General features: G+C 64.8%; 20 protein-coding genes. 9 read left to right on the plus strand and 11 right to left on the minus strand.

Annotation, left to right across the window (positions count from 1 at the left end; translation table 11 throughout):
- Positions 1–135 precede the first annotated feature (135 nt).
- Positions 136–1,812 (plus strand): mucoidy inhibitor MuiA family protein, encoded by a 1,677-nt coding sequence (locus IVB18_RS07130; protein ID WP_247988501.1) that lies wholly within the window; start codon positions 136–138, stop codon positions 1,810–1,812.
- Between the two features lie 74 nt (positions 1,813–1,886).
- On the opposite strand, the gene IVB18_RS07135 is transcribed toward IVB18_RS07130, so the two are convergent.
- From IVB18_RS07135 to IVB18_RS07150, 4 genes are read right to left on the minus strand one after another with little or no spacing between them, the layout of a single operon-like run.
- Positions 1,887–2,696 (minus strand): heme ABC transporter ATP-binding protein, encoded by an 810-nt coding sequence (locus IVB18_RS07135; RefSeq protein ID WP_247988502.1) that lies wholly within the window; start codon positions 2,694–2,696, stop codon positions 1,887–1,889.
- Complete coding sequence (locus IVB18_RS07140; protein ID WP_247988503.1) at positions 2,693–3,790, minus strand: iron chelate uptake ABC transporter family permease subunit; 1,098 nt, start codon at positions 3,788–3,790, stop codon at positions 2,693–2,695. Before IVB18_RS07140 ends, IVB18_RS07135 begins: the two co-directional genes overlap by 4 nt.
- A complete protein-coding gene (locus IVB18_RS07145) occupies positions 3,787–4,740 on the minus strand; it encodes a hemin ABC transporter substrate-binding protein (protein WP_247988504.1) in 954 nt (317 codons plus the stop codon). Before IVB18_RS07145 ends, IVB18_RS07140 begins: the two co-directional genes overlap by 4 nt.
- Before the next feature lie 6 nt (positions 4,741–4,746).
- Positions 4,747–4,953 (minus strand): hemin uptake protein HemP, encoded by a 207-nt coding sequence (locus IVB18_RS07150; RefSeq protein WP_247988505.1) that lies wholly within the window; start codon positions 4,951–4,953, stop codon positions 4,747–4,749.
- A gap of 252 nt (positions 4,954–5,205) precedes the next feature.
- On the opposite strand from IVB18_RS07150, the gene IVB18_RS07155 reads away from it, so the two are divergent.
- The 6 genes from IVB18_RS07155 to IVB18_RS07180 all read left to right on the plus strand — a co-directional run bounded on the left by IVB18_RS07155 (position 5,206) and on the right by IVB18_RS07180 (position 10,621).
- On the plus strand, positions 5,206–7,554 hold the full coding sequence (locus tag IVB18_RS07155; protein ID WP_247988506.1) for a TonB-dependent hemoglobin/transferrin/lactoferrin family receptor: 2,349 nt from the start codon (positions 5,206–5,208) through the stop codon (positions 7,552–7,554).
- Between the two features lie 98 nt (positions 7,555–7,652).
- Positions 7,653–7,985 carry an antibiotic biosynthesis monooxygenase gene (locus tag IVB18_RS07160; protein WP_247988507.1) on the plus strand — a complete coding sequence of 111 codons (333 nt, stop codon included), beginning with the start codon at positions 7,653–7,655 and terminating at the stop codon, positions 7,983–7,985.
- Between the two features lie 30 nt (positions 7,986–8,015).
- Complete coding sequence (gene hutX / locus IVB18_RS07165) at positions 8,016–8,531, plus strand: heme utilization cystosolic carrier protein HutX (RefSeq protein ID WP_247988508.1); 516 nt, start codon at positions 8,016–8,018, stop codon at positions 8,529–8,531.
- A gap of 27 nt (positions 8,532–8,558) precedes the next feature.
- Positions 8,559–9,338, plus strand: coding sequence for a tonB-system energizer ExbB (gene exbB / locus IVB18_RS07170; protein WP_247988509.1), 780 nt, complete (start codon positions 8,559–8,561; stop codon positions 9,336–9,338).
- A 3-nt stretch (positions 9,339–9,341) separates the two neighbouring features.
- The gene (gene exbD / locus IVB18_RS07175) at positions 9,342–9,791 is read left to right on the plus strand and encodes a TonB system transport protein ExbD (RefSeq protein ID WP_247988510.1); all 450 of its coding nucleotides are present in this window, start codon (positions 9,342–9,344) and stop codon (positions 9,789–9,791) included.
- Positions 9,791–10,621, plus strand: a complete 831-nt coding sequence (locus IVB18_RS07180; protein WP_247988511.1) for an energy transducer TonB — start codon at positions 9,791–9,793, stop codon at positions 10,619–10,621. The genes exbD and IVB18_RS07180 overlap by 1 nt, the downstream gene beginning before the upstream one ends.
- Positions 10,622–10,814: 193 nt before the next feature.
- Here IVB18_RS07180 and IVB18_RS07185 read toward each other — a convergent pair whose 3' ends face one another.
- The 5 genes from IVB18_RS07185 to IVB18_RS07205 all read right to left on the minus strand — a co-directional run bounded on the left by IVB18_RS07185 (position 10,815) and on the right by IVB18_RS07205 (position 16,646).
- Positions 10,815–12,170: an esterase-like activity of phytase family protein gene (locus IVB18_RS07185; protein WP_247988512.1), complete on the minus strand. Its 1,356-nt coding sequence runs from the start codon at positions 12,168–12,170 to the stop codon at positions 10,815–10,817.
- An 83-nt stretch (positions 12,171–12,253) separates the two neighbouring features.
- Positions 12,254–13,150, minus strand: a complete 897-nt coding sequence (locus IVB18_RS07190; RefSeq protein ID WP_247988513.1) for a carbohydrate ABC transporter permease — start codon at positions 13,148–13,150, stop codon at positions 12,254–12,256.
- On the minus strand, positions 13,143–14,099 hold the full coding sequence (locus IVB18_RS07195; protein WP_247988514.1) for a sugar ABC transporter permease: 957 nt from the start codon (positions 14,097–14,099) through the stop codon (positions 13,143–13,145). The genes IVB18_RS07190 and IVB18_RS07195 overlap by 8 nt, the downstream gene beginning before the upstream one ends.
- Before the next feature lie 84 nt (positions 14,100–14,183).
- A complete protein-coding gene (locus IVB18_RS07200; RefSeq protein ID WP_247988515.1) occupies positions 14,184–15,521 on the minus strand; it encodes an extracellular solute-binding protein in 1,338 nt (445 codons plus the stop codon).
- A gap of 81 nt (positions 15,522–15,602) precedes the next feature.
- A complete protein-coding gene (locus tag IVB18_RS07205; RefSeq protein WP_247988516.1) occupies positions 15,603–16,646 on the minus strand; it encodes a C-terminal binding protein in 1,044 nt (347 codons plus the stop codon).
- Between the two features lie 259 nt (positions 16,647–16,905).
- Between IVB18_RS07205 and IVB18_RS07210 the strand changes: the two genes are divergently transcribed.
- Positions 16,906–18,591, plus strand: coding sequence for a methyl-accepting chemotaxis protein (locus IVB18_RS07210; RefSeq protein ID WP_247988517.1), 1,686 nt, complete (start codon positions 16,906–16,908; stop codon positions 18,589–18,591).
- Positions 18,592–18,775: 184 nt separating this feature from the next.
- Here IVB18_RS07210 and IVB18_RS07215 read toward each other — a convergent pair whose 3' ends face one another.
- Complete coding sequence (locus IVB18_RS07215; protein WP_247988518.1) at positions 18,776–19,753, minus strand: tripartite tricarboxylate transporter substrate binding protein; 978 nt, start codon at positions 19,751–19,753, stop codon at positions 18,776–18,778.
- Between the two features lie 96 nt (positions 19,754–19,849).
- On the minus strand, positions 19,850–20,785 hold the full coding sequence (locus tag IVB18_RS07220) for a DMT family transporter (protein WP_247988519.1): 936 nt from the start codon (positions 20,783–20,785) through the stop codon (positions 19,850–19,852).
- Positions 20,786–20,875: 90 nt separating this feature from the next.
- Here IVB18_RS07220 and IVB18_RS07225 point away from each other — a divergent pair, with 90 nt between their 5' ends.
- Positions 20,876–21,277 (plus strand): DUF1330 domain-containing protein, encoded by a 402-nt coding sequence (locus IVB18_RS07225; protein WP_247988520.1) that lies wholly within the window; start codon positions 20,876–20,878, stop codon positions 21,275–21,277.
- Positions 21,278–21,425 lie beyond the last annotated feature (148 nt).

The raw sequence follows: 21,425 nt of genomic DNA on the forward strand, positions 1-21,425 counted from the left end.
GGTGCCGCCGCAGCGGCGCCCCACGGAAACCCCAATCGAACCAGTTCCTTCCCTGCCGCGTCTCACCACGATGGCGTGGCATTTTCATCGCGCGTCCGGCTGGCGGCGCGGCGGTACCGGCAGGGAGGAATTTTTATGCGCATCATCGCAAAATGCTTGGCGACGACGAGCCTGGTTCTGGTGACCACGGCGCTCGCGTCGCCGTCATGGGCCGCCGATGTGGACGCCACATCGGCCATCGACACCGTCACCGTTTACCCGGATGGCGCGACCGTTACCCGCGTCATCGCGCTGGACCTCGCCTCCGGCGACAGCACGCTGGTCGCCAAGGATTTTCCGCTTTCGCTCGATCCGTCCTCTCTCCGCGTCGAGGGTGAAGCGGGCGCGAAACTCACCATCGGCACCATCGATGCGCGGCCGCCGCGCGCCGCACCCCCGGTCAACCTGCCCGAGGTTGACAAGCGGATCGAAACGCTGAGGGACCAGCGCGCCGATCTGCAAGGCACGATCGACTCGGCAACCGCGCGGCGCAAATTCGCGCAGCACTTTGCCGAAGCCTCCCCCGCCGGTCTCGGCGATAAGGGCGAGGCGCGGCCGATCACCGAATGGCGCGCGGCCTTTGCCGCGGTCGCCGAGGAGATCGCGACCGCCGACACCACGATTCGTGACTCCGCGCGAAAACAGCGCGAGATCGATCGTCAGCTCGCGCAACTCGAAGCGGAGCGTTCGGCCAAGCCGCCGAGCAAGCTCGAAGTTCGCATCGACGTCGCCTCCGCGGCCGCGACGAAGGCGACGCTAAGAGTGACTTACGCAGTCCGCAATGCGCGCTGGCTGCCGCTCTATGACGCCCGGCTCGACACCGGCGCCAAGGACCGCAAGCCGCAGGTCGAACTGGCCCGCCGCGCCGAGGTTACGCAATCGACCGGCGAGGATTGGTCGAACGTTACGCTCGGTGTTTCCACGGTTCGTATCGGCCGCGGCGGCAGCGCGCCGGAGCTCAACTCGCTGGTTGTGAGGTATCCGCAACTGCCGAAGCCGCTGGCATTGGGCACGGCGTCGGACATGGCGATGCCCGCGCAGCCGATGACGCGGCAGGCGCAATCTCCGGCGATGGCGAAAGCGGCGGAGCCCGAACTGCGTGAGCGCGCGGACGAGCAGCAGGCCAACGCCGAGATCGGCGATTTCCAGGCCGTGTATCAGATCAGCGGCCGCGTCAGTCTCGGCGCCAATGAGGGCGCCAAGAGCCTGCTCATCTCCTCCATGACGGTGACGCCTGACCTCGCCATCCGCGCCGCCCCGGTCGTGGATCCCACCGCTTACCTCGAGGCGTCATTCAAGCTCGCCGAGGATACCAATCTGCTGTCCGGCAAGGTCGCGATCTTCCGCGACGGCACGTTCGTCGGCCGCAGCAAATTCTCGACCGCCGCGCGGAACGACGCGATCCGGCTCGGCTTCGGAGCCGACGACAAGATCAAGATCGAGCGCACCGTCATCAGGCAGAACGAAGGCACGACCGGCGTGATCGCGTCCTCCAAGACCGACGCGCGTTCGTTCCGCACCGTCGTTCGCAACGGTCACGACTTCCCGATCCGCATCGCGATCGAGGATCAGCTTCCGGTCAGCGAGAACGAGGATATTGGCGTCGAGATGCTGTCCTCGACCACGCCGCCCACGACCACCAATCTGCGCGACAAGCGCGGCGTGCTGGAATGGGCGTTCGACGCAAAACCCGGCGAGATCAAGGAGATTAAGTTCGCCTGGCGCATCCGCTGGCCCAAGGACAAGGGCATCGTCATGACGCCGGCGGGCTGAAGCATGATCCGGAAAAGTGTGCAGCGGTTTTCCCTCGCGACAAACGCGGAACGCGTTTGCACGGAGATCGATAGTCATCGCGCTTGAGTGGCGTTGGCTGCGCGCATCGATTGCGGCAGCAGATAAGGTACGCCGTCGTCGGCTTGGCCGATGACGGCGTCGATCTCAAAAATCTCGCGGATCATCCTGTCGGTCACGACCTCATGGCGGCTGCCGTCGGCGGTGAGCTTGCCATGGCGCAGCACCACCAGCCGGTCGGCAAACCGGATCGCCAGATTGAGGTCGTGAACGATCGCGATTACCGCGGTACCGCCGGTCGCGCGGAGCCGCGCGGCCTCGACCAGGTCGATCTGGTGGCGCAGATCGAGGCTCGATGTCGGCTCATCCAGCAGCAACAGGCCCGGTCCATGCTCGGCCTCGCCGCAGGCGAGCTGCACCAGCACGCGGGCGAAATGGGCGCGCTGCTGCTCGCCGCCGGACAGTGTCGGCAATTGCCGTTCGCGAAAATGCTCGAGGCCGACCTCGTGCAGCGCCGCGTCCACGAGCCCACCCGCATCGCGCGGGCTGCGATCGCCCGCGCCCATCAGCACGATCTCCTCGACGGTGAAGGGGAAGGTGACGTTGACGTGCTGGGACAACATCGCGCGGCGCGCTGCGAGCTCGCGCGGCGTGAAGCTGCGGATGTCGCGCTGCTTCAGCCACACCTCGCCCTCGTTCGGGCGGAGATCGCCGGAGAGCAGCCGCAGCAGCGTCGATTTGCCGGCGCCGTTCGGACCGATGATGGCGACCATCTCGCCAGCCGTGACGGTCAGGCCGACGCCATCAAGCAGTGTCGCGCGGCCGGCGCGCTTGCTCAAGGCCCGCGCTTGGATCACGGCGCTCATAGCGAGGCGAGCCCACGCTGCCGCAGCAGAATTCCCAGGAACACCGGCGCGCCGACCGCTGCGGTCAAAATGCCGATCGGCATTTCCGCCGGCGCCACGATCGTACGCGCCAGCGTGTCGGCGCCGACCATCAGGATCGCGCCGAGCAGCACCGAGGCCGGCAGCAGCAGGCGATGCGCCGGCCCAATGACGAGGCGCAACAGATGTGGCACGACGATGCCGACGAAGCCGATGACGCCGCTGATCGACACCGCGACGCCGGTCATGGCAGAGACCACGACGATGGAGATCCGCTTCAGACGCTCGACATCGACGCCGCCGTGAAAGGCGTCGGCTTCGCCAAGCACCAGCAGATCGAGGCCGCGCGCGATAAAGGCGCAGGCCGCAAGCCCGAGCGCCAGAACCGGTGCGAGCAACGCGGCCTTGCTCCAGGTCGCGCCGCTCATCGAGCCCAGCAGCCAGAAGGTGATGTCGCGGAGCTGGCGGTCGTCGGCGATGAACACCAGCAAGCCGATGCCGGCATTGGTGATGGCGGTGATGGCGACACCGGCGAGCAGAAATATTGCGATCGAGGTTCGCCCGGCACGGCTGCTGATGCCGTAGAGAAGCGCGGTCGTCGCCAGCGACCCCGCAAAGGCCGCGAGCGGCAGCAGCTCGGTTTGGAGGAATCGCAGAGTCTCGCCGAAGCGCGAATCGGTGAAGACGATCGCAGCCGCGGCCGCGAGCGCCCCGCCGCTGGAGACGCCGACCAGCGCGGGATCGGCGAGCGGATTGCGGAACAGTCCCTGCATGATCGCGCCGGCAGCCGCGAGCAGGCCGCCGACCATCGCGGCTGCCGCGATCCGGGGAATGCGGATCGACCACAGCACAAGTTGGTCGCGGGCTGTGACGGCATCGGCGGCATTGTCACGGACGAGGCCGAGCGCGGCAGGCAGTCGGGAGAGAGGAATGCCGGCCGCACCGACCGTGAGCGCGACAGTCGCGATGGCTGCGAGTGCGATGAGCAGCGCGGCGATCACAAGCGAGGCGGAGCGTCGTCCCGCGCCTGCTCGCCGCCGCGGGCCAGGCGCCTCCGTCTCGATCGCCACGCTCATTGCCGGCAATTCGCCGTCGGAACGGTCGACGCGAACCCGCCAGCCTGTGCTGCGAGCGTCGGATAGAGCTTGACCGAAAGATCACGCGCCGCCGCCGCCGTCCGCGGCCCGAAGCCGAGCAGGTAGAGCCCGTCCATCGTGATGAAACTCTTGTTGGCCGCGACCGGCGTCAGGGCAAAGCCGGGATGGGTATAGATTGCCTCGGCCTGGAGCGAATCCTTGCCGCGCTCGATCGACAGCACGACGTCGGGCTTGGCCGCCACGATCGCCTCGTCGCCGATGATCTTGTAGCCGTCGTAATCGTCGACGGCGTTGGCGGCGCCCGCAAGCTGGATGATCTCCTCGGCCGCGGTCTTGTGGCCGGCGACCATGGCCCGGCCGTTCTGGAGCGACATCACGAACATCACCCGGACCGGCTTCGTCACCTTGGTGCGCAATGTGCGGAGCTGACCGAGATCGGCGCCGACCGCCGTGGCCAAGCACTCGGCGCGTGCATCGACGCCCATGGCGTGGCCGACCAGCCTGATCTTTTCGACCAGGCCTTCCTCGGAGAAGGTCTCAGGCACCAGCACCAGCGGCACCTTCGCCGTCTCCAGGAGGTCCATGGTTTCGCGTGGACCAGTGCCCTGGATGGCGAGGATCAGCGTGGGGTTGAGACCCAGCACGCCCTCGGCTGAAATCTGCCGCATGTAGCCGACATTGGGTTTGTCGTGCAGCGCCGCCGCCGGATAGAGGCTCGTGGTGTCGACGCCGACCAGCCGGCTTTCGAGGCCCAGCGCATAGAGGATCTCGGTGATGGCGCCGCCGATCGAGACCGTGCGTGCGAAGTCGGTGACGGCGACGTCGCGGTTGCGTGCGTCATGCACGGTGATACCGGCGGCGTGCGCGGCGGAGGTGAGCGCGATCGCGCCGGTGAGCAGGAGAGGTGCGAGGGTGCGACAAAATGTCATTGCAGGTTACTTCGTCAGGATCAGCTTGTTCTGCGAGGTCAGACGCAGGCGATAGGTGTCTTCGCCATGCGCGATGATGATCTCGCGCTCGACGGCGAACAGCTCGCGGCTGTCGATCCTGCTCCCGCGCATGGTCAACGTTCTCGTTGTTGCGGAAGGGCTTTCTGCCGGCCCCGCCGCGCCGCCGAATTTGTCTCCGGACGCTGCTGACATTGTTGGTGTGATGCGCTTTCGAAATTTCAGATGCCGCCTGCTTGTATAAGCCGCGCGATGCGCATTCCAACGGCAGCAACTTACAATCGATATAATCTGCAACCTGACGTCATTGACCGTCAGAGTGTGGCCACGTAACCAATCATGACAGCGGGCAACTTGTCCCGTGTCGTAAGAAAATTAGCCAGCCAGTCGTTCGCCGTGTGAACGCACGCCAGCCAACCAACAAAGTGAAGTGCAGGCTGGGGTGATATGGCTGACGGGGCTAGGTATTCGCGCGCCCTGATTTTGGGCGCGTCTGTGGTTTCAATCGCGGCATTGGCGACGGAGAGCGGTCTTGCGCAGACGGCTCAGCCGCAAGCCGAACGTGCGTCGTCGGATCGGTCGAAGCAGGCCAAACGCAAGCAGGCCAAGCCGCAACTCGCGCAGCAGGCAACACCTGAGGTGATGAACGCTCGTGCCCAGGCCGGTGGCACCGCGCCCGTGCAGACGCTCGACACCATCACGGTCGCTGCGACCAAAACCCCGGAGCGCGCGATCGATGCGCTCGCGCCCGTCAGCTCCGTGACGCTCGACAAGATCCAGGGTCTGCAGCCGAACCGGCTGTCAGACATCTTCTACGCCGTTCCCGGCGTGTCGTTCCAGGAGCGCGGCGACGATCCCGCGACCGTCATCAACATCCGCGGCTTGCAGGATTTCGGCCGCGTCGCCGTGGTCGTCGACGGTGCGCGGCAGAACTATCAGCGCACCGGCCACAACGCCAACGGCTCCTTCTTCCTCGATCCCGAGCTGATCGGCGGCGTCGACGTCGTGCGCGGCCCGACCGCCAACATCTATGGCTCCGGCGCGATCGGCGGCCTCGTCTCGTTCCGCACCAAGGACATCAACGATGTGCTGCGTCCGGGCGAGCGCTGGGGTGTCGATCTCTCCGGCTCCTATGGTTCGAACAACAGTCGCGGCCTCGGCTCGGTGTTCGGCGGCGTACGCGCTACGCCCGACGTCGATATTTTCGGCGGCGCGGTTTACCGCACGCAAGGCAACTACAAGGACGGCAACGGCACCGAGATCGGCAACACCGGCAATCAGGTCAAAAGCGGGCTGATGAAGCTCACGGTGCGCCCCGCAATCGGTCATGAGGTCAAGTTCGGCGCCGTCTTCCAGGACTATCAATACACTATCGGCCAGTTCAACACCGGCCCGGTGGCCACGGCAGCGCAGCGTGCGCTCTATCAGGGCTCGTCGGTCTATGCATCCGACGCCAAGAATTACACCGGCACCGTCACCTGGAACTACGCGCTGCCGAGCGATAATCTGTTCGACTGGCACATGTCGCTCTACGGCAATCGCACCGACAACGACCAGACCAAGACCTATCACTATTCAACCGCGGGCGCGGCCTATTGCGGCCCCGGCGGCATTGGCAACAACATTTCGGGCTGCGTCGGCGACAAGCGCGGCTATGTGCTGGATACGTTCGGCATCGACGCCAATAACACCACGCGCTTCAATGTCGGTGGCTGGCGCAACGCGCTGACCTACGGTGTTGATGCGTTCCAGGACGACGTGAAGACCAGCGACAGCCGCGGCAATTCCAACGTTACGACGCCGAGCGGAATTCGCACGGTGTCCGGCGGCTTCCTCCAGTTGAAGCAGAACTACGGCACCTGGTTCGAGGCCGTCAGCGCGATCCGTTATGACCGCTATAATTTGCAGGCCGGAAATACGAACACCGGCGGCGATCGCTTCTCGCCAAAGATCACTTTGGGTGTAACGCCGGTCGCCGGCTTCCAGCCCTATGTCAGCTATGCCGAAGGCTATCGCGCCCCGTCGATCACCGAGACCGTGATCTCCGGTGCGCATGCGACCGGCGGCGGACCGGCGTTCTTCCCCTGTCCTGATGGAACCAGCGGCCTGTTTTGCTTCCTGCCCAACCCGAATCTTCGTCCAGAAGTCGGCAAGAACAAGGAAGTCGGCTTCAACCTGAAATATGACGGCATCTTTGCCGCGTCCGACTCGTTCCGCGGCAAGATCAACCTCTTCCGCAACGACGTAAGCGACTACATCGACCTCGTCCCTTCGACGCCGGTCGCGACGCCGTTCGGTTTACTCAGCCAGTACTACCAGTACCAGAACATCGCCAATGCGCGGATCGAGGGCTTTGAGGCGGAGACCATGTACGATGCCGGTCTCTGGTTCGTCGGTGTCGCCGGTCACTACATCCAGGGCAAGAACGTCGCGACCAATATCGGGCTTGCAACCATCACCCCGCGCAAGGTCGTCACGACCGGCGGTGTCCGCCTGATCGATCGCACTCTGATCCTGACGGCGCAGTGGGCCTCGTTCGGTCCCAACAATGACGTGCCCGCCGGCTATCTGCCTGCGACCGGATACGAGCTGGTCAATCTGTACCTGACCTGGAACGCGACCAAGGACATCGTGTTCTCGGCATCGATCGACAATCTCTTGAACCAGTACTACCGGCCTTATGCCATTCCCGGCAGCTCTACCGACGGCACCACGCAGAACGACGTGCTGTGGTCGAGCCCGGGACCCGGCAGGGTCTACAAGGCCGGCTTGAAGATTCACTTTGGAGGGGCGTAGCCGCAGGCATCGCAACACCATCAATCTCCGCCGGGCCGCGTTGATGCTCCAGCGCGGCTTCGGCGCGTTTTTCGTCTTGATGAGAAGGAGAGATTTTCATGTTTATCGCCATGAACCGGTTTGAAGTGAAGAAGGGCGCGGAGATCGCGTTCGAGACCGTCTGGGCTACGCGCGAATCCTATCTCGGCAGCATGTCGGGCTTCGTCGAGTTTCACCTGTTGAAAGGCCCGGAGGCCGAGGACCACACGCTCTATTCCTCGCACACCAGCTGGGTCGACAAGGCGGCGTTCGAAGCCTGGACGCGCTCGGAGGAATTCCGCCGCGCCCATGCCCGCGCCGACAACAGGACCGGCGACAGCCTTTATCTCGGCCATCCCAAGTTCGAGGGCTTTGAGGTGATCCAGAGCGAGCGCAAGGCCGCGGCCGCTTAACGCCGCGCTGGAGCACGAAAGGAGCCGAACATGCTGAGCACCGACCTCGCCGATCTCAGGGCGCACATGGCCGACAATCCCGACGCGGTGATCGAGGACGTTGCGCGCGAGCGCAAGGTCTCGCCGCGCGCGGTGATCGAGGCGCTGCCGTCGTCCATGGTGCGCTTTGGCGCCGGCGAGCATTTCGCCGCCGCCATGCAGGATATCGCAGAGTGGGGCGAAGTGACGCTGATCGTGCACACCGATGATGCGATCTTCGAGTTCACGGGGGCCATTCCCGCGGGCGAGATCGGCCGCGGCTATTTCAACCTAATGCAGCCGAAGGGATTGCACGGCCATCTTCGCCATGAGCGCTGCGCGGCCACAGCCTTCGTCGAGCGTCCCTTCATGGGCAAGAATTCGGCCTTCGTCGCATTCGTCAATGCCGACGGCGGCATCATGTTCAAGGTCTTCGTCGGCCGCGACGAGACCCGGGCGTTGCGCGCCGACCAGCTTGCGCGGTTCCGGCAGCTTGCCGACCGCATCGCGGCGCAGCCCGCGGCGTAGCTTCCTTCTGTCTGTCGGGAGATCAGGATGCAGAGCAATTTTAGGCTTCGGCACGGGATCGGATCCATCGCGCAGGCGCTGGCGCCGACGTCGGCCTTCGCGGCGACGGACGAGGCGCTGTTGCCGCGTAATTTGTCGCCCTGGGGCATGTTCGTCAGCGCCGACATCGTCGTGAAGGCGGTGGTGATCGGGCTTGCTGTCGCCTCGCTGGTGACGTGGACGGTGTGGCTTGCCAAGACCATCGAGCTGCGCCGCAAGAGCGCGCTCGCCTCGAAGCGGACGCGTGCGCTCGAAGGCAACATGAAGCTGGCCGAGGCGGCTGAGCGGGCGGGCGACGCGCATGATGCGGTGGCTCAGCTCATCCAGTCCTGCGCCAGGGAAGCTGAGCTCTCCGGCGGCATCCTCGACGACGGTCTCCAGGAGCGCGTGGCGCTGCGGCTCGATCGCGTCGAGGCCGCGATGTCCCGTCAGATCGCGCGCGGCACCGGCGTGCTCGCGACCATCGGCGCCACCGCGCCGTTCGTCGGCCTGTTCGGCACGGTCTGGGGCATCATGAATTCCTTCATCGGCATCTCCGAGAGCCACACCACGAGCCTTGCGGTGGTTGCGCCCGGCATCGCGGAGGCGCTGCTCGCCACCGCGCTCGGCCTCGTCGCCGCGATCCCGGCGGTCGTGATCTACAATCAACTGGTCCGCGGCATCACCAGTTACCGCGCGTTGCTTGGCGACGCCTCGGCGCAGCTCATGCTGCTGGTCAGCCGGCAGCGCGACCATCGCGATTTCCGTCTGGCGCGGGCGGCGGAGTAGGCCATGGCCGCGAAGCTCGGCGCCCGCTCGTCATCGCCGCTCAGGTCGCGCGGCGACCCTGGCGACCTCGACGTGACCCATGAGATCAACGTCACGCCGTTCATCGACGTCATGCTGGTGTTGCTGATCATCTTCATGGTGGCCGCGCCGCTCGCCACCGTCGATATCGGCGTCGAGCTGCCGGCAACCGCCGCCGAGCCGGCGTCGCGGCCGGACAAGCCGGTCTTCGTCACCGTAAAGCCGGACCTCTCGATCGCCGTGGGCGAGGATGTCGTCGCCCGCGACGCGCTCCGGGCGTCGCTCGACGCTGCCACCAAGGGCCGCAAGGACGAGCGCATCTATCTGCGCGCCGACAAGGCTGTCTCCTACGGCGATCTGATGGAGGTGATGAACACCTTGCGCAATGCCGGTTATCTCAAGGTCGCGCTCGTCGGCCTCGACGGACGCAGTTGATGGCCGCGAACGCTTTTGCCCTGCACGAGCCGCTCGGCGAGCGCGAGGGCCCACGCTGGGGCGCATCGGCGACGGTGATCGTCGCACTGCATGTCGCTGCCGCGCTGCTTGCCATGAGTTGGCTCAAGTCAAAGCCCGAGTTGGGCGTCAGCCTGCCGGCGATCATGGTCGATATGGCGCCGGCGACGTCGGCGCCGCAGCCGACGCTGGACGACGTCGCGCCGGGACCGCCGATGCAGGAGGCCGACGCCTCGCCGCCGGAGCCCATGCAGCAGCAGGCCGTCGAGGAGACCATCGCACCGACGCCGCCGCAGCAGAAGCCGGAGGTCGTGGCGCCGCCGGAGCAGAAGCTGGAGCCGACACCGGCCAAGCCCGAGCCGGCGAAGATCGTGCCGATCGAAAGGCCCATGCCTGCGAAGCCGAAGGTGATTCGACGCGAGGCCAAGAAGCCGTCGGAGGCGACGCCAGCGCCGCGCACCAGCGCGCCGCCGCGCGCCGAGCGCGAGGCACGGATGGCATCGGCAGTGAGCGCAGGCGCGGTGGCTTCAGTGATCGCATCCTACAATCAACGCGTCCGCGCGCATCTGATGCGCTTCCACCAATATCCGTCCGGTGGCGGCGGTCAGCGCGGTGTTGCCAGGCTCAGCTTTACGCTGAGCCGGAGCGGGCAGGTCACATCGAGCCGTCTCGGCGGATCGTCGGGCGTTGCCGCCTTCGATGCCCAGGCGATGTCGATGATCCGCCAGGCGCAGCCCTTTCCGCCGATCCCGGCTGAGATCAAGAACGGATCGATGGGCTTTGCGATCCCGGTGGAGTTTACGGTGAGATAGAGCGGACCTCCACATCCTCCGCCGTCGTCCCGGACAAGCGTAAGCGCAGATCCGGGACCCATAACCACAGGATCGAGTTTTGGCGAAGATTCGTCACCACCATCTCGTGCCACGACTCCGTCCTGTGGTTATGGGTCCCGGCCTTCGCCGGGACGACGGCGGATTTTGTGGCTCGTGAGGAGAGACCGATGCCTTACTTCGCCTTCAGAAAATCGGCGACTTCGAGCAACATGAACTCGTCGTCGTCGGCCTTGTTGGGATCGCGGCTGGACGAGAATGGCAGATTGTTGTCGTTGCCGACGATGATGTGGGTCTCGTCGACGCGATCGACGTTCTCGATGGTGAAGAATGGGAAGGTGTAGACGCCGTCATTGAGCGGCTTCTTCGCCTTCTTGTCGGGGTCCTTGATCTTCAACAGGTCGATATAGCCGATCTTGCGCACGGGCTTGCCGACATTGGCGTCCGACAGCTCGATCTTGTAGACGCGCTTGAACTTGGCGATATCCGGGAAGCAGTTTTCGCCGCGCGTGCCCTGCGGGCAGGCTTTGTCGGGCGTGCCTTCGCCATTGTCGCGCTCGATGATGAGGCCGCTCGCCGGGTCGATCATGTTGAAGTCGCCGATGGCGTTGCCGTTCTGCTCGAACACGTATTGCCAGTAGCGGCCGGTGAATTTTTCCGCGGCGACGTCGAATTCGAGGATGCGGGAGGCTTCCCTGCCGTCGACTTTCTCCCAGTCCTTCTTGTCGGCATCCCACAGCGGGCCCTCGAGCAGGCCGTAGAGGAATTTGCCGTCCTTCGAGGAGGCAAAGCCTTCATAACCCTTGGAGCGGCGGAGATTGACGTTGGTGTAGGTCGCACCCGGCGCGCCCGGCGTCGCCACCGCCCAGTGATCGGGCGAGCGCACCGGCTTGCCGTCGGCGACCGTCTCGAACAGCCCAAGGATCTTGCCGGTCTTGTCGGCCTTCAGGATGTAGGGACCGAACTCGTCGCCGATCCAGAAGACGTCGCCGACGATCTGGAAACCCTCGGTGTCGAAATCGGAGCCCGTGAGGTAACGCTTCTGCGTATCTTCATGGACGATGCGGAACGGCACCTTCTTGTCGGGATCGTGCAGGAAGACGGTCTCCTGACGCTCGATCTTGCCGCTCGCCCAATCCATCTTGTAGCGGTTGAGATACAGCATCGAGTCCGGCGAGTTGGCGCGCGCGCCCATGCCGTTGTCGGTGATGACCCAGAAGGTGCCGTCGCCCATCGACTTGATGCCGGAATGGCCCTGGAGTGGCTGGCCCTTGAACGGCAGCGATACGCCGGTCGGGCGTTCATAGGATTTGCCCATCACGGTGCCGAGCGCGTCGACGCGCTTGCCTGTGGTGTATTTGCCCGAGGTCTTGAGATCGGCGGGCGCATCCGCCGGCGCGTCGATGAAGGTGGCGGCCGGCATCACCACGTGGCCGGCGAGCTTCGCGGGGAATTCGCCTTCGTTCTGGGCGAGTGCCGTGCTCGCGGTGAGAAGGATCGTTGCGACGGAGGCAAGAAAGGTCGCGCGCATGGGCGTCTCCTGTTAACGGAGCCGTCTTATGCGGACCGCGTGTTGCAGTTTTGTGAAAGCGGGCCAATGGCCGCAGGCGCGGGTTACTCCTTTACCGCGCCGGTGAGGGAGGACACGTAGTAATCCACGAACAGCGAATAGAAAATCGCGACCGGCAGCGAGCCGAGCAGCGAGCCGGCCATCAGCGCGCCCCATTGGTAGACGTCGCCGGTGACGAGCTCGGTCAGGATCGCGACCGGCACGGTCTTGTTGGCGCCGCTCTGGATGAAGGCGAGCGCGTAGATGAACTCGTTCCATGACAGCGTGAAGGAAAAGATGCCGGCCGAGATCAGCCCAGGCACCGCGAGCGGCAGCGTGATCCGCCGCAGGATCTGGAGCCGCGTCGCGCCGTCGACCAGCGCGCATTCCTCGAGCTCGTAGGGGATCGACTTGAAATAGCCGATCAGCAGCCAGGTGCAGAACGGCACCAGGAAGGTCGGATAGACCAGGATCAGCGCAAGCGGGCTGTCGAACAGGCCGAACTGCACCACCACGGTGGCGAGCGGGATGAACAGGATCGACGGCGGCACCAGATAAGCAAGGTAGATGCCCAGCCCGACATAAGGGCTGCCGCGGAAGCGCAGCCGCTCGATGGCGTAGGCAGCTAGCGTGCTGGCGATCAGCGAGAGCGTGGTCGAGCCGATCGCGACGAACATCGTCGTCTTCAGCCAGCGCGGATAGGCGGTGTCGAACAAGAGATGCTTGATATGGGCGAGCGTCGGCGAGGTGATCCAGAAAGGGTTGTGCTCCTTGAAGTTCATCAGCTCCGCGTTCGGCTTGAACGAGGTGATCGCCATCCAGTAGAACGGAAACAGCAGGATCAGCACGAAACAGCCGAGCGGCAGGTAGATCATCATCAGCCGCCGCAGCCCGGAATCCCAGGCCATGGTGTCCGGTGGCGTGTTGGCGACGGCGGCCGGTTGCGCGGCGGTGTCAGTCATTGCTCTCTCCCTGCTGCCATTTGCGGCGCGCCAGGCCGAAATAGGAGAACAGCGTCGCGAACACCAGGAACGGGATCATCGACACCGCGATCGCGGCGCCTTCGCCGAGCTCGCCACCGGCGATGCCGCGCTGGAACGCAAGCGTCGCCAGCAGGTGCGTGGAGTTCACCGGACCGCCGCGGGTGATGGCGTAGACGAGCTGGAAGTCGGTGAAGGTGAAGATGATAGAGAAGGTCATGACGATGGCGAGGATCGGCATCATCATCGGGAAGGTGATGTAGCGGAAGCGCTGCCAGGCGCTGGCGCCGTCGAGCATCGCGGCCTCGTAGAGCGAGGGCGAGATGGTCTGAAGGCCCGCGAGCAGCGAAATCGCGACGAAGGGAATGCCGCGCCAGATGTTGGCGGCGATCAGCGAGAAGCGCGCAGGCCAGGCCGAGCCGAGGAAATCGATGTTGCTCGTCCGCCAGTGCAGCACGTCGACCAGCAGGTAGGAGATGATCGAGAATTGCGGATCGTAGATCCACCAGAACGCCAGCGCCGAGAGCACCGTCGGCACGATCCAGGGCAGCAGCACGATGGCGCGGAGCAGGCTCTTGAACGGAAAATGGTTGTTGAGCAACAGCGCGAGCCAGAAGCCGAGCGCAAACTTTCCGAAGGTCGCGACGGCGGTATAGAACACGCTGTAGAACACCGCGCCCCACCACAGCGGATCAGTGAGCAGGTATTGGAAGTTCTCGAGCCCGACGAAAACGCCGCGCCGGCCGATCGTGGTGTCGGTGAAGGCGAGCCAGATACCGAGGCCAAGCGGATAGGTCAGGAACACCGCGAGCAGCCCGATCGCGGGCGCGAGGCACATTACGATCAGGAACGGCTTGTAGTCGAACAGCCGCACCAGCCACGACGGCTGCCGCTGCGCCAGGGCGGCGGAGGAGAGTGTGGTTACGGACATCGTGCTCTTGTCCCGTTTGCTGCGGTCATTCCGGGTTCGATGTTTCGCATCGTCCCGGAATGACGAAGAGCGGCTAGCGTTCTCTCATCGACGGAAATACCGCTTGCACCGCCGCTCGGCTTCGGCGGCCGCCTGCTCCGGCGTGGCAGCACCGGTGGCAACCGAGGCGCACATCTGGACCAGCACGTAATCCGAGCTGACAGCGCCGGTTGCCGACGAGATCGGGCCCTTGTAGCCGTCGTAGTAGGTGCTGTTCATGGTGTTCCTGAAGATCTTGACCTTGGGATCCTCGCCCCAGACCTTGGCTTCGGCATAGGCGGCCAGCGGCTGGGCCCAGTAGCCTGAGTTGGCGTTGAGCCACGGCTCGTACTGGTCCTTTTCCAGCATGTATTGCAGGAACGCCTTTGCGGCGTTGGGATACTGGCTGTGCTTGAAGACCATCGCGTTCAGCGTCAGGCCCGCCATGGGTGAAATCTTCGCCACGCCCTTCGGCAGCAGCTGATGCTCGCTGTCCTCCGCGATAGCGCGGGTCGCCGGATCGTTCTTCAGCGAGAAGTACAACGAGACGCCGTTGGCGGTCAGCGAGATTTCCTGTGAGGAGTAGGCGCGGTTGTTGCTGACGTCGTTCCATGACGCGGTGCCGGCGATGAAGGTAGGGTACAGTTCCTTGACCCAGTTCAGCGCGGCGATCGTCTCCTTGCTGTTGATGACGACGTTGCCCTCCTCGTCGAGCAGGGCCGCATTGTGCGACCACAGCGCCCAATTGGCGAAGCCGTTGCCGTCGCCCTTGGCATTGCCGAGCGCGAAGCCGGCCGGCTTGCCCGCCTTGTGCAGCTTGCGGCACAGGTCGAGAACTCCGGCATGATCTTCCGGAACCTTGTCGAAGCCGACCGATTGCAGGATCGACTTGCGGTAGATCAGCGGACCGGAGGTGGCGCCGAACGGCAGTCCGATCCAGCTGTCGCTCTTGCTCTTCCTGCCGTACTTCTGCGCCAGCGCCAGCCATCCGCCATAGCGCTTGCCGAGATAGTCGGCGACGTCGGTCAGCTCGATCAGCTTGTCGACATAGATGTGAGGCGCGTCGGAGAAGCCGATGATGATGTCGGGGCCGGCGCCGGAATTGGAGGTCACCGCGGTCTGCTGGTTGATGTCTTCCCAGCCGACGAAATCGACCTTGACCTCGACCCCGGTCTCCTTGGTGAATCTCGCCGCATTGGCGCGGAATACGTCCTCGTCGGCCTGGACGAAGCGCACCGGCCGCAGCATGCGCAGGGTTGCGCCCTTCTCGATCGGCAGGTTCGGCGCTGCCGCGTCTGCGGCCTTGATCTGTGACGGTGTTTGCGCTGCAGCACCGGTTGCGGCGAGCGTCGCGGCGGACAGGCCAAGTGCCAAGGCGTCACGACGCGTGAGGTCGTTCCTCATCAGTTCCTCCCTGTTGTTTCCCTTCCCGGCGTTGATCGCCGGTGAAGGGTCTTTTGGTTCCGGCGCGTTTTGCGCCGCCGCCTAGCTGTTGGGACCGCGGTCCATGCTGACGGGCTGCCAGCGGCGGAGCGCGGTGCTTTGCAGCACCGACGGGTTGACGCAGCTTACCGGCCACATGCCCTGAAGCACCAGTGACAATTCGTAGCCCACGCGGCGCTTGCGCGCTTCGTCGAACCGTGCCGAGGCCGAAGCGACATGGGCGGTCAGGGTGACATTCTCCATGCCGAGCAGGGGATTGTTGTGCGACGGCGGCTCCTTCTCCAGCACGTCGAGCGCCGCGTGCGCGATCCAGCCCTCCTGAAGCGCCTTGATCAGGCTCTCCTCGTCCACCGTGGCGCCGCGGCCCGTATTGATGAACACCGAGCCCTTCTTCATCTGCCGAAAATGCTTCTCGGTCAGCATGTGATGCACCTCGGGCCGGGCAGGGGCATGCATCGAGACGAAGTCGGATTGCGACAGCACCTCGTTCAGCGTCGCCGGGATGACGCCGTGGTCGTACATCAGCGTCTCCTGGATGAAGGGATCGTAGGCCATCATGCGCAGGCCGAAGGGCGCGGCACGTTTCGCCACCGCACGCGCGACGCGGCCGAACGAGATGAAGCCGAGCGTCTGGCCCATCAGCCGCGGAACCTTCAACAGTGCCGGCCGGCCCTCCGCCCAGCGGCCGCTGCGTGCCATGCGATCCTGTTCGACCAGGCGGCGGAAGCCTGCGAGCAGCAGCATCATGGCGTGGTCGGCGACCTCCTCGATGAACGTGTCGGGGATGTTGGTGACGGGAATGCCGCGCGCGGTGGCGGCCTTGACGTCGACGCTGTCGACGCCGACCGAGCCGAGCGTGATCACCTTGCAGTTGTCCAGCGCGTCGATGATGGCCTTGGTGATCGGGATGCCCTTGGCATAGATGGCGTCGGCGGTTTTCGCAGCGGCGATGAACTCGGCCTCGTTGGCGGACGCCTCGATGATCTCGGCATCGATCGGATCGAGCGCCTCGCGCTCATAGGAATAGTCGCTGCCCGCGACCGTGAAGCTCGCGCCCTTCGGCGTCACCACCCTGTATTTCGGCATGTCCTGCTCCCGATTTGGTTTGTCGGTTCTTGTTGCGACCCGCACCTGTGGCGGGCCTTTGCGTCTTTTACGCGAAATCCATGCGGTCGCGTACAATTAGCGGTTGTCGGATATGATGGTTATTGCCGGTTTTCTGCCGCCGCTCCGCCCTTCTACGGAGCCGTCGTAACAGGTTGCTAAGGGCTGCCACACTAAAGGTTGATTTAATTTTGATCGATTCTCTCGCGCGTCCGTATCCCTTTGTTGCCGGAGCCATCCCGTGAAATTGAGCAATATGAAGATCGCCCCCAAGCTCGGCATTCTTGTTGGCGTGACCTTGTTTGGCCTGTGCATTTCCGGGGTTCTTGCCGGCTACCTGATGAAGCGCGAGATGGTGAATGCGCGCATCGATCAGACCAAGGCGATCGTCGAACTGGCGCGCAACTACGCGGCCACCTTGATGAAGCGGGTCAGCGCCGGCGAGATGACGAAGGATGCCGCGCTCGGGGAACTCCGCCGGTACGGCAACGCGATGACGTATGACAAGAACTCCGGCTATCTCTTCGGCACCACCTATGACGGCATCACGCAGCTTGCGCCCGATCCGAAGCAGGTCGGCCAGAACCGCATGGAGGTGGAGACGAACGGGCGGAGACTGTCCCGCGAGATCATGGACGGGGTCAAGGCCAACGGCGACATCCTGCTCTTCTATGAATATATGAAGCCCGGCCAGGAGAAGCCGATCCGCAAGCTCGGCTACGCAGTCGCGGTCCCCGGCTTCGACATGTATCTCGGCACCGGCGCCTATCTCGACGATATCGACGCCAAGATGGGCCCGGTCTACTGGCTGCTCGGCCTCGCGATGCTCGGCATCGTCGTCGTTGCCGGCAGTGTCGCCTGGCTGCTCGGCCGCAGCATCAGCCGCCCGCTGGCGCTGCTCGGCACCCGCATGAAGGATCTCGCCGACGGCAAGCTCGAGGGCGACATTCCCGGCGTCGGACGCGGCGACGAGGTCGGCGCGATGGCTGCCACGGTCCAGATCTTCAAGGACAACGCGGTCCGCATTCGCGGTATCGAGAACACCGAAGCGGAGGCCAAGGAGCGCGCCGCGGCGGAACGTCGCAGCGCGATGGAAGGTATCGCCAGTGACTTCGAACGCAGCGTCAACGGCATCGTGCGCTCGGTCTCCTCGGCCGCAGCCGGCATGCAGACCACGGCGCAGTCGATGACCGCGACCGCCAGCGACGCCTCTTCGCGGGCGGCGACCGTCGGCGCGGCCTCGCAGAGGGCGTCGGGTAATGTCGGGACGGTCGCAGCCGCCGCCGAGGAGCTGTCGAGCTCGGTTGCGGAAATCTCCCGCCAGGTGACGCGCTCGACTGAAGTGGCGAGCCGCGCGGTCAACGATGCCGAGCGCACCAACGCCACGGTGCAGGAGCTCTCCACCGGCGCCGAGAAGATCGGCGAAGTGGTCAAGCTGATCCATTCGATCGCGGCGCAGACCAATTTGCTCGCGCTCAACGCCACCATCGAGGCGGCGCGTGCCGGTGAATCCGGCCGCGGCTTCGCCGTCGTCGCCTCCGAGGTCAAGGCGCTCGCCAACCAGACCGCAAAGGCGACCGAGGAAATCTCCGCGCAGGTCGCGGCGATGCAGACCTCGACCAGCGATGCGGTCGCGGCGATTGGCGGCATCACCCAGACCATTGCCGAGATGAGCGAGATCACCGCCGGCATTTCCTCGTCCATCGAACAGCAGGGCGAGGCGACCCGCGAGATCGCCCGCAACATCCAGTCGGTGGCGGCCGGCTCGAACGAGATCAACACCCATATCGGCAGCGTCGCCTCGGCCGCGGAGGCCACGGGAACGGCGGCGACCGACGTGCTCTCCAACGCCCGCGAGCTGGACAACCAGTCCGGTGCGCTGCGTAGCGCGGTCGACGGCTTCCTCGCCAAGGTGCGCGCGGCTTAAGTCGCTGCACCAAGGCGTTGCCATCAAACACGATCGTCATGCCCGGGCTTGTCCCGGGCATCCACGTTCTTGGTGACCGCGTGCGAGGATACACGTGGATGGCCGGGACATAGGCGAGCGGAAGCGACGCCGTCCTTCGGACGGCTATGCCCGGCCATGACGGAGAATGTGACGGGCTGTCAGCTTACTGCTTCTCGATCTTCGCGTTCGTGATCAGCTTCTCCCACAGCACGAGCTGCTCGTTGACGAAAGTGCCGAGCTGTTCCGGCGTGCCGGAGAAGGCGTCCATGCCGAGCGTCGCGAGCTGGGCCTTGATCTCCGGCTTCTCGACGATCTTCCTGATCTCGGCGTTGAGCCGCGTCACGATCTCCTTCGGCATTCCGGCCGGACCGAAATAGCCCTGCCACGACGAGATGTCGAAGTCCGGCACGCCGGCCTCCTGCATCGAGGGGAGGTTCGGCACCAGTGGCGAGCGGTCCTTGGTGGTGACGGCGAGTGCCCGCAGCGCATTGCCGTTGACGTGCGGCAGGCCGGTCAGGATGTCGACGAACATCATCGAGACGCGGCCGCCCATGACGTCGTTGAGCGCCGGCGGCGAGCTCTTGTAAGGCACGTGCAGGAGGTCGAGCCCGGCATTGTGCGCAAAGGTCGCCCCCGACACGATCGCCGAGGACGAGCCCGAGGCGTAGCTCAGCTTGCCCGGATTGGCCTTGCCATAGGCGACGAGCTCGCCGACGGTCTTGGCCGGCACGTCGGGATGAACGACCAGCATGAAGGGCAAATCGCCGGTGCGCGCGATCGGGGTGAAGTCCTTGACGGGATCGTAGGTCAGACTCTTGAGCAGATAGGGATTGGCCGAATGCGTCGTGTTGGTCGTCACCAGCAGCGTGTAGCCGTCCGGTGCGGCGCGCGCGACATAGGTCGCGGCGATCATGCCGTTGGCGCCCGCCTTGTTCTCGATGATGATGCCGACGCCGAGCGCCTGCGCGAGGTGGTGGGAGATCAGCCGTGTCGTGGTGTCGGTGCCGCTACCGGCTGCGAAGGGCAAGACCAGCGTGATGTTGCGGCTGGGATAATTGTCGGCCCGCGCGGCGGACGCGGCGGCAAGACACAGCACGGCTGCGCCGGCGGTGCGGAGGCTTCGAATCAGCGCTGAAAGCATGTTTGGTCGTTCCCTCTTTTTCGTTGGCGGGGAACCTAGCCGGTCCAAATCGAAACCGGAAGATGGCAGACGAGCGCACGCGTCCGCAGCGCGGAATTACTTCACCGCCGAGCCCTGGCGCGAGGCGATCACGACGCCGGCGAGGACCAGCGCGTAGCCGATCAGGTGAAACGGCTGGAGCTTTTCGCCGAGCAGCAGGATCGCCATCGCCGAGCCGAACACTGGCACGAGATGAAAGAACGGCGCGGCGCGGTTCGGGCCGATCAGCGCCACGCCGCGGTTGAAGAAGAGATAGGCAAGCGTCGAGGGGAAGATCAGGATGTAGCCCAGCGTCGCCAGCGTCACCGTATCGAATTGCATGACGCGGCCGCTCCAGGCCTCCCAGATGGCCGTGGGCAGCAGCATCATCGCGCCGCAGCAGGTGGTGAAGGAGAGAAAGGAAAGCTGATGAACCTTCGGCCGGCGCGGGATGAAGGCGGAGTAGATCCCGAACGCCACCAGCGAAGAGGCAAACATGATGTCGCCTTTGTTGAGCGTGATGCTCGCGAGTGCCGCGAAATCGCCGTGCAGGATGATGATCAGCACGCCCGCAAGCGAGATCGCGATCCCGGCGAGTTGCGCGCCTGTCAGCCGCACGCCGAACAGCACCAGCGACCACAGCGCCACGAACAGCGGTCCGGCCGACTGGATCAGAAGCGCGTTCAGCGCCTCCGTGTATTGCAGGGCCCAGTATGAGATCGCGTTGTTGAAGGCAAAGCCGACCAGCGACAGGAACAGCATCAGCGGCAGGCTCTTGCGCAAGTTCGGCCAGTCACGCTTCAGATGCGGCCATGAGAACGGCAGCAGGATCAGGAACACGCCGAACCAGCGGATCGTGGTCACCGTCAGCGGCGGCACATGGGCGCCGACATGGCGCGCGAGCACGATGTTGCCGGCCCAGAACAGCGAGCTCAGGCTCAACAGCAGATAAGGCTGGTTATTGAGCCAACTGGCCGGATTCGAGGCTGGTGGCGCAGGCGAAGCGATCGTCATTGGCGTGTGCAACCTTGCGCCGGTTTGCTGTTGCGGCACAAGTCGCGCCGCCGCAATGCTACAATGCAGGCATGATCTAAGGAGGCGTCATTGGCGGTCAATATGTTGAACATCGAGGGCCTGGAGCGGCTCGACCAGCATGCGCCGGTGGTGATGCTGAACCTGATGCGCTTCCACGAGCACTCGCGCGACGGCGACGGATCCGGCTGGGACGCCTATTTGCGCTACAGCGCGATCACCGTGCCGATGATCAGGGCGCGCGGCGGCACGCTGCTGTGGACCGGCGAAGCCAAGGCGATCGCGCTTGGCCCGCGTAACGGCAACGAATGGGATTTCGTGGCGCTCGTCTACTATCCGTCAGTCGCGGCCTTCCTCGACATGATGACGTCGGAGGCCTACGAGACCGAAGCCGACCCGCACCGCCACAACGCCTGCGCCGAACACGTCATCATCGCGACCAGCGAGGCGTACAGCAAGTTCAAGACGACGTAGCGCGTGCGCTTCCCCTCTCCCCTTGTGGGAGAGGGTGGCTCGCCGCGTAGCGGCGAGACGGGTGAGGGGTCTCTCTCCGCGAGTCCAACTCTTATTTTAATGCGCGGAGAGAGACCCCTCACCCGGCGCTTCGCGCCACCTTCTCCCG

The organism is Bradyrhizobium sp. 186 (assembly GCF_023101685.1).
Lineage (GTDB): Bacteria > Pseudomonadota > Alphaproteobacteria > Rhizobiales > Xanthobacteraceae > Bradyrhizobium.